We start from the raw sequence: 12,920 nt of genomic DNA, 5'->3' as shown, positions 1-12,920 counted from the left end.
CCTTTCTCTCGAAAAGGCCCCTTTCTGCGAGCAGAAACCATCGATCTCGACGGGAACACCCCTTCTGACCGGGTTGGCCACCCCTTTTGACCGGGTTGACGCCCTTCTGACCGGGGTTGCCCCCTGCTGAGAGGGCGGGAAATCAACCCAAAACACAAAGCGAGCGGGGACCCGGCGTACCCGAATCCCCGCTCACTACAGCGCACTCATACCGGCCAGCGCCAGCCGCTCAGCATTACGCTCCGAGGAAGGCCTCGAGCTCTGCACGAGCCTCGTCATCGGGCTTCTGCACAGCGGGCGACTTCATGAAGTACGCCGAAGCCGACTCAACCGGGCCAGCGACGCCCTGATCGAGCGCAACCTTTGCCGAGCGAATCGCATCGATCATGGTGCCTGCCGAGTTGGGGGAGTCCCACACCTCAAGCTTGTACTCCAGGCTCATGGGCACATCGCCGAAGCCGCGTCCCTCAAGGCGCACGAATGCGAACTTGCGATCCTCAAGCCAGGGCACATGATCGCTCGGGCCGATGTGCACATCGTCGGCAGGGAGATCAACGTCAATGTTTGACGTCACAGCCTGCGTCTTCGAGATCTTCTTCGACTCGAGGCGGTCACGCTCAAGCATGTTCATGAAGTCCATGTTGCCGCCAACGTTGAGCTGGTAGGTGTGGTCGAGCGCGATGCCGCGGCTCTCCATGAGGCGGGCCATGACGCGGTGCGTAATGGTTGCGCCAACCTGGCTCTTGATGTCATCACCGACGATGGGAAGACCAGCATCGACGAACTTCTGGGCCCACACGGGGTCAGACGCGACGAACACTGGCACTGCGTTCACGAACGCGACGCCTGCTTCGAGCGCTGCCTGCGCGTAGAACTTCACTGCCTCTTCGCTACCGACGGGCAGGTAGCAGGCAAGCACCTCTGCACCCGAGTCACGCAGTACCTGCGCGACGTCGACCGGAGTCGCGGTGGACTCTTCGCTCACTGCTCGGTAGTACTTTCCGAAGCCGTCAAGCGTCGGTCCGCGCAGCACCTCAAGGCCGAGGTTCGGTACGTCCGAGAACTTAATGGTGTTGTTGTGGCCGGCCCAGATCGCCTCTGACAGGTCCTTGCCAACCTTTGCAGCGTCAACCTCGAACGCCGCAACAAACTCCAAATCTGAGACGTGGTACCCGCCAAGGCGAACGTGCATCAGGCCCGGGACCTGCTTGTCGTCAGCCGCGCCGCGATAGTACTCGACGCCCTGTACCAATGAACTTACGCAGTTACCCACACCCGCGAGGGCTACCTTCACACTCATTGCACCATCCCTGTACATCTCTCCGGTTATGACCGGACTTTCCAACGAGTCAGTCTACGCCGACTCAAATTCATTGCTACCCGGCCGAAGTACTTGCGCCCCTCAGCCCGGTGTTTACCTGCCGACGACGCGGCGGAACCGCTCATGAGCACGAATCGGCTCCCGCTGCCCACCCACGTGTACGATCTCGTCGCCTTCGACCACAAGCTGGGTCTGATGTGCGCGAAGCGCCGCGGTCTTACGATCAAGCCAGTTGCTGACGTCATAGGTTTCGATGGGGCGCGGATCCGCCCCCTCATTTTCAGACTCAGCCTGCGAGGCGAGATCGACAGAGGCAACCTCGACCTCTGCATCGGTGACGTCGTCTCCGACAATCTCCCAGAACGGGAGACCGAGCGCCGCTGCGACCGCACGTGACAGACGGTGTGCGAGCACGTGGTCGGGGTGACCGTATCCGCCGCCGTTGTCGTAGCTCACCATCGCCTGTGCGCCGGCGGCGTGAGCCGCAGTGAGCAGGTCGTTGAGCGCTTCGACAGCTGGCACGGTGGTGAACGCGTCGGGACCGGTCGTGGGTGACGGAATCGCGCGGCGTTCGCCCGATTCGGGGTCAGCCTCAGACCATTCCATACCGGAGTCTTCGTAGATCGTCGGCGCGAGTCCCTCAGCGCGGGCAGGCGCAACGCCGAGGAATACGTGACGCTCGATACCGAGCATGCCGAGTGCCGTCTTCAGCTCGTTCTGGCGCGCAATGGGCAGGCCATGCAGTTGGACCAGCGCTTGCAGCGGACCTTCCACGACTTCACCCTGTTCTCCACGGGTGCAGGTGACGAGCAGGGGCTCGCGCCCGGCCTCAGCGAGTGCCGCGAGCGTGCCGCCCGTCGTGATGGTCTCGTCGTCGGGATGCGCATGCACGAACATGACACGTGACCGCCCAGCGAACCAATCGGCAATGTTTGCCGACGCATTTCCGTCGACGGCATCAGTGTTCTGCGGGTGCTGTGACTCAGTCATCGCTTCCTCCAGTGTTGTGTTTCTTGCCGCGCCTAGCCGTGAGTGATTCAACGTCCTGCTCTGCCCACCAGGCGCGCAGGCGTGCGATGGCTTCCTCTTCGTCAAGCGGCCCTTCATCGAGGCGCACGTCAAGCAGGTACTTGTACGCCATGCCGACCACCGGCCCTGGGGGCAGTTCAAGAATTCGCATGATCGCTTCGCCGTCAAGCGCGGGTCGCACGGCGGCGAGCTCTTCTTCTGCTGCGAGTTCATCGATGCGGCGTTCGATGTCGTCGTACGCGTGCTCGAGGCGCTCCGCTTTGCGACGGTTGCGTGTGGTCACGTCCGAGCGAGTGAGGATGTGCAGGCGCTGCAACTCTTCACCGGCATCGCGCACGTAACGACGCACAGCCGAATCGGTCCACTGCTGATCGCTGTAGCCGAAGAAGCGCAGGTGCAGCTCGACCAGGCGGGAGACCCGCTTGATGGTGTCGTTGTCGAAGCGGAGCGCACGCAGGCGCTTGCGAGTGAGCTTCGCACCGACAATGTCGTGGTGGTGGAAGGTCACGCCGCCGCGCTCGAATTTGCGCGTCGCCGGCTTGCCGATGTCGTGCAACAGTGCAGCAAGCCTGAGCACGAGATCGGGGGAAGGCTCGTGCGATCGACGCTTCTCAAGCTCGATTGCCTGGCGCAGCACCACGAGACTGTGCTCGTACACGTCCTTATGACGTCCATGATCGTCTTGCGTCGTGAGCAGATCGGTGAGCTCTGGCAAGAACCGCTGCGCGAGACCCGTGTCAACGAGCAGGCGCAGACCAGGCTCAGGGTCATCGGTAAGCAGCAGCTTGACGAGTTCGTCGCGCACACGCTCGGCAGAAATGATGTCGAGGCGATCCGCAAAAATCACCATCGCAGCTTCAGTTTCGGCCTCGACCTCGAAACCGAGTTGCGAGGCAAAGCGGGCAGCGCGCAGCATGCGCAGGGGGTCATCGGTGAACGATACTTCTGGCGAACCGGGGGTCTTGATACGACCTGCCGCGAGGTCTTCGAGCCCACCGGATACGTCGACAAGCTCCATCGACGGCACCATCAGCGCGAGCGCATTGATGGTGAAGTCACGACGCACGAGATCGCCCTGAATGTTGTCGCCGAACTCGACGACCGGTTTGCGCGAGTCTTCTCGGTACGTATCGGCGCGATACGTCGTGATCTCAACGTCTTCTCCAGCGACCTTTGCTGCGATTGTGCCGAAGTCACGGCCGACATCCCAGATTTGCTTCGTCAGTCCCTCAAGAATCTTGCGCGTCTCGTCGGGACTTGCAGAGGTCGTAAAGTCGAGGTCATGTACCGGTCGGCCGAGCAGTGCGTCACGAACGGGACCACCCACGAGCGCAAGCTCATGACCGGCCTGTTCGAAGGCGGTTGCAAGGATCGACACGGGCGGAAGCGACGCGCGCTCACGCATTGCGGCCATTGAATCAGCGAAGGATGTCACCCACTAAGGGTACTCGGTGCTCCTATCTCTAAACTGTCTGCATGGGAGTTTCTCGCGGGAGCCGATACTGTGCGCGCATGATCGGCGGGCTCACAGTTGCAGCGCTCAGCATTCTGGGCGTGGGCGCCATGGCGTCCCCGGCGCCCACTGCACACGCAACTCCGACGATCAGCGGCACCACACACCCAACGGTAGATGAGGCCACTGACATTGATACGGTCTCGCTTTTCATCGCTCCGACTGATGCAGTGGTGCGCCCGGGCAGTGCAGCAATCTCGGTGGATGTCACACTCCGCAACTCCGGTGAAGACACGCTTCCTGCTGGCACACTCGATCTCGCTCTCGGGGCGCGGATCGCTGACGCACACAGCACCGCAGCACCGGCGTTCAACGACGCAGCCCAGGTGCTCGTATCGCAGGCACTGCGCGACACTCCCGCTGGCAGCGACCAGTCACTGACCGTCGAGATTCCCCGCGAGAACTGGCCGCTGCCAGCGACAGAACAGCCAGGGGTATTCGCGCTGCAAGCAGCCTTCACGCCAGAGCCAGGTGAGCGTTTCACCGCCTCCGCCGCGGCTGACGAAGCCCTCCCGCCGGTGCTCACCACCGCGACGTCACCTGTGGTGTGGCGTGGCATTGCGACAGGCGAAAGCGTCAAGCTCAGCACGATCGTCCCACTGGTACTTCCCGACGTCGTCCAGTCGATTCCGACACCGCGACAGCTCTCACGCGCAATTCCAGAGCTTGAGGCGGCATACGCCTACGCGCTCAAGCAGCAGGCAACGCTCGCAATTGATCCGCGCATTATTGTGGCCATTCGCGGCTACGGGCTCGAAGCTGGCGAGAACGCACGCACGTTCCTCGCAACCCTTGAAGCGTCACCGCTGCCGAGCTTCCTATTGCAATATGCCGATGCTGATCCGGCGGCACAGGCTGCCCTCGGCGCCGATGCTCTCCTGGCACCGACGTCCTTCGGTTTCCTGACTCGTCTCGGCTCGTTCGAGACAGCAGTACCCGCGGACCCTGACGCGCCAGCAACAGGCACGACCGAGCCCACCGGCGCAACAAAGGACTCTTCCAAGGGCATCCCGGCAGATCTGGCGGCTGCAGCTCCACCGTCGGGGGAGACTGCCACCGATGCCAACAGCGAGACTCCCGTTGACCCAACCTCGCTTGAGGCGCTCATGGCCTGGCCGCAGGGTCTCCCAGCGGCGTGGCCTGCCACCGGTGCCGTCGACTCCGCAACACTCAATCTGTTGCGGAGCGCTGATCTTTCGACCACCGTTCTCGACTCCGCCAACGTCGAGAGTGCGACCTCGCCGCGAGTGACGCTGCGCGCCTCAGGCTCTGGCGTGTCTGACGCTTTCGTGTCTGATGCCGACCTCACGGCGGGTGCTCGTCTCGCCGTGCAAGGTCTCACCCCTGCTGAACGCGCGCTCGGGAACGCGCAGTTCCAGGCGAAGCTCACGGCACTTGCAGATGTCAAACCAACCGGTGTGCTCTTCACCGTCGATCGCGCAATCATCGCCGCGGGGGTCTCCCCATGGGAGCAGCTCACCGCGCTCACCCAAGACGCCTGGCTTACCCCGACCCCGCTCGCCGATCAGGCAGCTGGCAATGCAACCTTGACGCGGGTCACCCCGAATCCTGCGGATGCGGATCCGGCTCGACTGGACGCGCTCGCCCTTGCGCAGGAACGTGAACCTGAAGTCACTGCGATCCGCGCTCTCTACGTGCACCCTGAATACGTCACCGGGTACCAACGCGCACGCATGCTCGACCTCTTCGCGACGCATCTTGCGAGCCCTGACGTAGATTTCACCGAGATCGCCGATGCCTATGCCGAACGGGACAGCGAGATCGAACACGGTGTGCGGATCATCGACACACGCCATACCCAGCTCGTCGGAAGTTCCACACGCGTGCCCATTCAGGTGCAGAACATGCTTCCGTTCAACGCGCTCGTGCGCCTCGAAGTACGCCCGTCTTCTGCGGTGCTCGCGGTCGAGGAGGAGACCTTCTCCAGTGTCGTCGTCGAGGCCAAGTCAACACAGACCATTCTCGTGCCGGTGAAGAGCCGCGTTTCGACCGGCGAATCATCGCTCGTCGTCACGCTCCAAGACGTCACGGGTGAGGTCACCGCCCACACCGGGGAGATTGAGGTCTCCGTCACGGCAACCATCGAGAGCATCGCACTCATTACGCTCGGCACGCTCGCGGTCTTGCTCGTTGGCTTCGGCATCTACCGAAGTATCCGCGGCAGGCGCGAACGTCGGGGCGCGGATCCTGACTCCGAATCGCGCGGTACCGACGACAGCGCCGACGGCCCCACCGAAGCGAGCGCTGAGGACACTGCAGAAACTGCCCCCGACGAACCTACAGACGTCAACCCGGCATCACCCACAGCGTAATCAGCTGACGTTCGGAATACCACGACTCTAGGATGGGTTGTACCCAGTGATCGCGCCACTAGCGACCACCCGCACAAGGAGAAACATGCACGAGATCATCATCATCGGCTCCGGTCCCGCCGGCTTCACCGCGGGCATCTACGCAGCGCGCGCTGGGTTGAAGCCCCTGCTGTTTGCGAGCTCAGTCGCACTCGGCGGCGAACTCATGAACACGACCGAGGTTGAGAACTTCCCTGGCTTCCCAGAGGGCATCCAGGGCCCAGAGCTCATGCAGCACATGCAAGACCAGGCAGAAAAGTTCGGTACCGAGGTCGTCTACGACGACGTCACCTCCGTCGAACTCGAGGGTGACGTGAAGCGCGTGACCTCAAGTGATGGCAAGGTCCACGAGGCAAAGACGGTGATCTTTGCAACGGGCTCGGCATACCGAAAGCTCGGCGTCCCCGGCGAAGAAGCGCTCACCGGCCACGGCGTCTCTTCGTGCGCTACTTGCGACGGCTTCTTCTTCCGCGATCAGACCATCGCTGTTGTTGGCGGTGGCGATTCCGCGATGGAAGAGGCGACGTTCCTCACCCGTTTCGCTTCAAAGGTGTACCTCATCCACCGTCGCGACGAACTCAAGGCTTCGAAGATCATGCAGCAGCGTGCCTTCGATAACGAGAAGATCGAGTTCATTTGGAACACCGAGATCAAGGAGCTCCACGGCTCATCTGGCCTCACCGGGGTGACCCTCCGCAACACGGTTGACGGAACCGAGAGCGAACTCGACGTCACTGGCGTCTTTGTGGCTATCGGCAACGATCCGCGTACCCACCTGGTACATAACCAGCTCGACCTCACCCCTGAAGGCACCATCGCAGTGGATGGCCGTAGCTCGCGTACCTCGGTCGAGGGCGTCTTCGCAGCAGGCGACGTCATCGATCCGAGCTACCGTCAGGCAATCACCGCCGCAGCATCAGGTACCGTCGCTGCACTCGATGCAGAGCACTACCTCGCGGCACTCGCAGACAAGTAATTTTTTAGGAGAGCATCATGACTGAACCGATCAACGTAGACGAGCAGAGCTTCGAGCGCGTCGTTCTGCAGAGCCCCATCCCCGTACTCGTGGATTTCTGGGCAGCCTGGTGCGGCCCTTGCCGCGCGGTTGCTCCCGTTCTCAGTGAGATCGCGGCCGAGCAGGGTGACAAGATTCGCATCGTCAAGCTCAACGTCGATGAGAACCCGAACCTTGCGGCTCAGTACCGCATCACTTCGATCCCGGCGATGAAGGTCTTCAAGGACGGCGAAGAGATCCGTGAGATCATCGGCGCGATGCCAAAGAAGGCGATCCTCGACAACCTCGAGGGCGTCATCTAACACGTCCCAGCTAGCAATAGCGAGAGGGTGGACACCGTTTGGTGTCCACCCTCTCGCTATATGTGCGCGGATCGCTCCGCGCTGCACCTGCTGTTGCGTACTCAGACGCTCAGGTGTCTAGCTCAGTTACGCCCCGAAGCCCGGATCGCCAAGCTCGTGCAGGATCCGCTTCAGGTCTGCAACGGTCGCGAAGTCAATAATGATCTGACCCTTCTTCGCCCCGAGCTTTACGGCGACGCGAGTGTCAAACCGATCACCCAGGCGCTCAGAGATCTCACCCAACTGCGCCTGTACGCCACCGGCGCGCGGCTTTGGCATCTTCTTCTTCGGCGCTTCGCTCGCAACAGCTTCGGCTGCACGTACCGAGAGCCCTTCGTTGACGATCTTGTCCGAGAGCTTCTGCATCGCGTCAGCATCACCATCAAGTGACAGAATTGCTCGCGCATGGCCCGCAGTGAGTACACCAGCTGCGACGCGTGACTGCACCTGCTCTGGGAGCTTCAGGAGGCGGATCGTGTTTGAGATCTGCGGGCGCGAACGGCCAATGCGCTCGGCAAGCTGCTCCTGCGTAATCCCGAAGTCAGCGAGAAGCTGCTGGTAGGCAGAAGCTTCTTCAAGCGGATTGAGCTGCGCGCGATGGAGGTTCTCAAGGAGCGCGTCACGCAACATGTGCTCGTCCGAGGTGGAGCGCACGATCGCAGGAATCGTCTCCATGCCAGCGCGCTTCGAAGCGCGGAAGCGACGCTCACCCATGATGAGCTCGTAGCGTGGCTCGGTACCGGGCTCAACGCCTTCGATCTCACGCACCACGACGGGCTGGAAGACACCGAACTCACGGATCGAGTGCGTGAGTTCCTCAAGTGCCTCTTCGTCGAATTCCGTACGCGGCTGTACACGGTTTGGAACAATCTCCGTGAGATTCAGGCGACGCAGCTGCGCGCCGGGTACCTCGCGGAGGTGAGCGTCAAGCTCCTGGGTCTCTGCGGCCATGTCCTGCTCACTCTTTGCGACGACCGGAGTCGTGTCTGAATCTCCGCTGTCAGTGTTCGCTGGGAAGAACACATCTACTGGTCGTTCACCTGACGAAGTAGGTTGAGGGATAAGCGCGCCAATGCCACGGCCAAGACCGGTTCGCTTCTTAGCTGCCACAGTTACGCTCCTTCACTCTGCGAGCCCTGACCGTTGAAGGCCTTCTGCTCGGCAATTTCTACAGCAGCCTCGAGGTAGGCAAGGGCGCCAATCGATCCGCCATCATATGCATGGACAGTCTGCCCGTAGCTCGGCGCCTCGGAGATACGCACAGAGCGTGGGACGACTGCCGACAAGACTTCGTTCGGGAAGTGCGTGCGCACCTCACTCGCGACCTCCTGCGAAAGATTCGTGCGCGAGTCATACATGGTCAACAGGATCGTCGACACCTTCAGCGTGGGATTCAAGTGTTTCTGAATGAGCTGAATGTTACCGAGCAACTGGCTCAAGCCCTCAAGCGCGTAGTACTCACACTGAATAGGAATCAGCACCTCATTCGCAGCGACGAACGCATTGACGGTCAGCAGACCAAGCGAGGGCGGGCAGTCAATAAAGACATAGTGGATTTCACGATCCGTAGTGCGGAGGAAGTCTTCAACCGCGGTCCGCAGACGTTGTTCGCGAGCCACGAGAGAAACAAGCTCAATCTCGGCGCCAGCGAGGTTAATCGTTGACGGGACACAGATGAGGTTCTCGTGGTCTGTACTCGGCTGGACTGCGTCAGCAATCTCGGCATCACCGAGGAGCACATCGTAGACGCTGGTCACTTCAGGACGGTGCATAACACCAAGCGCAGTGGACGCGTTGCCCTGTGGATCAAGATCAATCACCAAGACGTTCGCACCGCGGCGAGCAAGCGCCGAAGCTAGGTTGACAGTCGTCGTCGTCTTACCGACGCCGCCCTTCTGGTTCGAAACGGTGATGACGCGTGTCTTCTGTGGCAGCGGAGAATTGATCTCTGCAAGACGGCGACGGCGTCGAACTTTGTCTACGATGTGGTCACCGACCACCGATTTCTCAGCCATGGAAATCTACCCTAGCCCGAAATACGCGAGTCGTTTCAGCCAATTGTCCTTCACCGAGGATTTCCACCTGTGGGTCACGAACCTTGAACTTCTTCATGATCTTCGCTGCAGCGTCCATCTCCTCAGAAATGGCCGCACCCTTCAGGAAGAGCATCTCACCACCGGCCTTTACCAGTGGTGCGGTAAGCGGTACGAGCTTGCGAAGTGCAGTGACTGCGCGAGCAGTCACCTGATCCACCTCGAAGGCATCGTGGAACTCTTCAGCTCGGCCACGCTTTACCTGCACGTTCTCAAGACCAAGCAGTTCGACCTGCTCATTCAGCCAGGCGCAACGACGCTCCATGGGCTCAATGAGGAAGAACTCAACATCTGGCCGAACGATCGCAAGCACCAAACCGGGCATGCCTCCGCCGGTGCCGATGTCTCCAACACGACCACCTGATTTCAGGAGGGGCGCAAGAACTGCCGAGTTGAGAATGTGTCGAGTCCAGAGGCGGGGGAGCTCGAGCGGACCAATGAGTCCGAGTGTCTCCCCGCGCTCTGCGAGGTCCGCCGTGAAAGCACGAAGCTTGTCGATCTGGTCGCCCGCGATCTGGACGGCAGCTGCCGGCTCGGGCTCTACAGCAGCTGCTACAGCAGCGTTTGCAGGCACATCGGGGACATCAGGTACGTTATCTTCGCGTTTCACGTGAAACTCTCTACGTTCGTTAGGCGGGTCGAATAACGAGGCGACGGCCGCGGCCCTCACCAATCGATTCTGAGACATAGCCGCGTTCGGCGACCTCGTCGTGGACGAGCTTGCGCTCGTACGACGACATGGCTTCGAGGGTGACCTCATCTTTGCCTGCTGCGATCTGTGCCACCGCAGCGTCAACAAGCGAAGTGAGCTGCTGTGCACGCGCATCACGCGATCCACCGATGTCAACGATCAACCGGGTGAAACGCCCCGTCTTCGCTTGTACCGCGAGTCGGGTGAGATCCTGCAGTGCTTGTACTGCGTCAGGGTTCGCAAGCGCATCCAAGCCGGTATCGCCGCCGTTCACTGAAACATAGGCGCGCTGGTTGCGGACTTCGATGTCAAGGTCGCCATCAAGGTCCGCGATATCCAGCAGCCCTTCAAGATAGTCAGCCGCGAGATCGCCGTCAGCTTCGAGGGCCTCAAGCGAGAGCTCCTCGAACTGGTCTTGGGAAGTTTCGTTCGTCAATGTCGCCTACTTACTTCTTCTTCTTGGCGCGCTTCGAGCTGACCGGCTGCTGACGCTGCCCTTGAGCTACCTGCGGGTTCTCGGCCTTATCAAGTTCACCGCGCTCTTCGTCGGTAAGCTTGCCCTTCGCCTTGAGGCGAGCCTGGCGTGCACGCCAAGCATCACTGCCAGGTGTGGGCATCTTGTTGATGACGATTGCCTGCTGGCCCATCGTCCAGATGTTCGACGTGAACCAGTAGATGTTGAGGGCGAGCGGGAACGTGACACCCGAGAACAAGAACGCGAACGGAATGATGTAGAGGAACATCTTCTGCTGGCGGTACATCGGAGAGTTCTTCGTTTCGTCTGAAACGTTCTTCGACATGATCTGCAGCTGCGTGAAGAACTGCGAAGCGATCATCAGAATCACGATCAGGCCAAGCAATACGACAACAACCCAGTTCTGAGCTTCCCAACCCTGGGTGAAGGTCATCTTCAGCGGAGCGCCGAACAGCGTCGCGCTGTTGAAGCTATCGGTCAGCTCTTGCGTCATCGCGCCGATACCGGCTTGGCCCTTGCCATTGCTTGCGCCAGATCCCATCGCGCCCGACGCCTGTCGAAGCACGTAGAACAGCGAGAAGAAGATCGGCATCTGAATGAGGATCGGAAGGCAAGAAGCAAATGGGTTGGTGCCATGCTTCTTGTAGAGAGCCATAGTCTCGCGACTCATTGCCTCGCGAGAGTACTGGTCTTTCTTGCCCTTGTACTTTGCCTGGATCTTCTTCATCTCAGGAGCAAGATCCATCATGCGTCGCTGTGACTTAATCTGGCGAACCGTCACGGGTACCAGCGCGGATCGCACAACGATCACCAGGCCAATGATCGAGAGCACCCAGGTCAGACCCGAATCCGCATCCATACCAATAAAGGTGAATGCGCGGTGCCAAACCGCCAGCACAAGCTCGACGAGCCACCGGAGTGGCCACAGAATTGTCTCGAAGAATTGCACCTGATCAGGCCTTTCGGTCAAGCGGGCGGACGAATCCGCTGGAATTAAGTTCAGTTGTTACGCGGCGGGGTGGGCGAACATCATCGATGCCGCCTGGGCTCCAGGGGTTGCACCTAAGCAGACGCCACAGCGTCAGCATGATTCCAAAAACGAAACCACGCTGTTGGTATGCCTCTACAGAGTACCGGGAACAGGACGGGTAATACCTGCAGACATCTCCATAGAGTGGAGATACCACCTTTCGGTAGACCTTCATGATCGCGATCGCGAGATTCCGGGGGAGTAACCAGCACTCCATCGCGATTCGGCGGATCATCATCGCCTGCTTCGTGGTTTGAGTTGCATAGCCTTCTGTACGCCGCGACGAAGCTCTTCTTCGAGTTCTTCGAATGAGGCCTCAGCACTTGCTGGTAGCGCACGGAAGACGATGTCAACGTCGCTGAGGCCTGCGTGAATAAGACGCTCAGAAATCGTTTTCATGCGACGCCGGATGCGATTACGCATGACAGAATTGCCCACCGCCTTTGAAACGATGTAGCCAAACCTCGCGGGAGTTGAATTCTCGGGCTCCAGGTCGGCCCCCTGAGAATGACAAACCGCGTGGGTGATGCACAATGCACCTCCCACGCGGCGTCCAGACCTGACGGTCTGGCGATATTCATCTCCCCGAGTAATGCGATGCTGCCGTGACGGCATGACGCACCCCGGTTCCGAGAATTACGCGCTGAGCTTCGTGCGGCCCTTGCCGCGGCGTGCCGCGAGGATTGCGCGGCCTGCGCGGGTGCGCATGCGAGCACGGAAACCGTGGTTCTTTGCGCGGCGGCGGTTGTTGGGCTGGAACGTACGCTTGGTCATGATGCAAACTCCGTGACTTTTGGAACAGATCCCCTAGCGCTCCAGGCGAAGAGGAAGTCGGATGCTAGGCGCTCAGCAGTCGTTCTGACGCACGCTTACGCAGCACATCAGGCGAGCGGGCGCCCATACAAGGTATTAACTTTACGCGGGAATTGAACTTGCGTCAATGTGAGTGCATTCAGTCGGTCTCTCAGGTAAACCCGCCTTTGTGGACTTGCCTGTGGACAAATCTGTGGGTAACGTGGAAAAAGCGGCACTTTGCCGCA

At 60.5% G+C, this 12,920-nt stretch carries 14 protein-coding genes; 3 read left to right on the top strand and 11 right to left on the bottom strand.

Going from position 1 to position 12,920, the window contains the following annotated elements; all coding sequences use genetic code 11:
• Positions 1-235 precede the first annotated feature (235 nt).
• From FW756_RS06100 to FW756_RS06090, 3 genes are all read right to left on the bottom strand, one after another.
• Complete coding sequence (locus tag FW756_RS06100; protein ID WP_446429276.1) at positions 236-1,300, bottom strand: inositol-3-phosphate synthase; 1,065 nt, start codon at positions 1,298-1,300, stop codon at positions 236-238.
• A 114-nt stretch (positions 1,301-1,414) separates the two neighbouring features.
• Positions 1,415-2,311 carry a PIG-L family deacetylase gene (locus tag FW756_RS06095; protein WP_446429275.1) on the bottom strand — a complete coding sequence of 299 codons (897 nt, stop codon included), beginning with the start codon at positions 2,309-2,311 and terminating at the stop codon, positions 1,415-1,417.
• Positions 2,304-3,785, bottom strand: a complete 1,482-nt coding sequence (locus FW756_RS06090) for a CCA tRNA nucleotidyltransferase (RefSeq protein WP_446429274.1) — start codon at positions 3,783-3,785, stop codon at positions 2,304-2,306. The genes FW756_RS06095 and FW756_RS06090 overlap by 8 nt, the downstream gene beginning before the upstream one ends.
• Positions 3,786-3,862: 77 nt before the next feature.
• On the opposite strand from FW756_RS06090, the gene FW756_RS06085 reads away from it, so the two are divergent.
• From FW756_RS06085 to trxA, 3 genes are all read left to right on the top strand, one after another.
• Entirely contained in the window at positions 3,863-6,196 is a 2,334-nt protein-coding gene (locus tag FW756_RS06085) for a DUF6049 family protein (RefSeq protein ID WP_446429273.1), read from the top strand.
• Between the two features lie 85 nt (positions 6,197-6,281).
• Positions 6,282-7,211: a thioredoxin-disulfide reductase gene (gene trxB / locus FW756_RS06080; RefSeq protein ID WP_446429272.1), complete on the top strand. Its 930-nt coding sequence runs from the start codon at positions 6,282-6,284 to the stop codon at positions 7,209-7,211.
• Positions 7,212-7,228: 17 nt separating this feature from the next.
• Positions 7,229-7,552, top strand: a complete 324-nt coding sequence (trxA, locus tag FW756_RS06075) for a thioredoxin (protein ID WP_446429271.1) — start codon at positions 7,229-7,231, stop codon at positions 7,550-7,552.
• A gap of 126 nt (positions 7,553-7,678) precedes the next feature.
• On the opposite strand, the gene FW756_RS06070 is transcribed toward trxA, so the two are convergent.
• The 8 genes from FW756_RS06070 to rpmH are packed head-to-tail and all read right to left on the bottom strand — an operon-like array spanning position 7,679 to position 12,654.
• Positions 7,679-8,701: a ParB/RepB/Spo0J family partition protein gene (locus FW756_RS06070; protein ID WP_446429270.1), complete on the bottom strand. Its 1,023-nt coding sequence runs from the start codon at positions 8,699-8,701 to the stop codon at positions 7,679-7,681.
• Positions 8,702-8,703: 2 nt separating this feature from the next.
• On the bottom strand, positions 8,704-9,606 hold the full coding sequence (locus tag FW756_RS06065) for a ParA family protein (RefSeq protein ID WP_446429269.1): 903 nt from the start codon (positions 9,604-9,606) through the stop codon (positions 8,704-8,706).
• A complete protein-coding gene (rsmG, locus tag FW756_RS06060; protein WP_446429659.1) occupies positions 9,599-10,258 on the bottom strand; it encodes a 16S rRNA (guanine(527)-N(7))-methyltransferase RsmG in 660 nt (219 codons plus the stop codon). The genes FW756_RS06065 and rsmG overlap by 8 nt, the downstream gene beginning before the upstream one ends.
• Before the next feature lie 55 nt (positions 10,259-10,313).
• On the bottom strand, positions 10,314-10,811 hold the full coding sequence (locus FW756_RS06055) for a Jag family protein (protein ID WP_446429268.1): 498 nt from the start codon (positions 10,809-10,811) through the stop codon (positions 10,314-10,316).
• A 10-nt stretch (positions 10,812-10,821) separates the two neighbouring features.
• Complete coding sequence (gene yidC, locus FW756_RS06050; protein WP_446429658.1) at positions 10,822-11,799, bottom strand: membrane protein insertase YidC; 978 nt, start codon at positions 11,797-11,799, stop codon at positions 10,822-10,824.
• A gap of 4 nt (positions 11,800-11,803) precedes the next feature.
• Positions 11,804-12,097: a membrane protein insertion efficiency factor YidD gene (gene yidD, locus FW756_RS06045; protein WP_446429657.1), complete on the bottom strand. Its 294-nt coding sequence runs from the start codon at positions 12,095-12,097 to the stop codon at positions 11,804-11,806.
• Between the two features lie 17 nt (positions 12,098-12,114).
• On the bottom strand, positions 12,115-12,495 hold the full coding sequence (rnpA, locus tag FW756_RS06040) for a ribonuclease P protein component (protein WP_446429267.1): 381 nt from the start codon (positions 12,493-12,495) through the stop codon (positions 12,115-12,117).
• 21 nt (positions 12,496-12,516) lie between these two features.
• Positions 12,517-12,654, bottom strand: coding sequence for a 50S ribosomal protein L34 (gene rpmH, locus FW756_RS06035; RefSeq protein WP_188024794.1), 138 nt, complete (start codon positions 12,652-12,654; stop codon positions 12,517-12,519).
• Between the last annotated feature and the right edge of the window lie 266 nt (positions 12,655-12,920).

Source organism: Leucobacter sp. 1207-22 (assembly GCF_052850455.1).
This window is presented reverse-complemented; position numbering and strand designations above follow the sequence as displayed.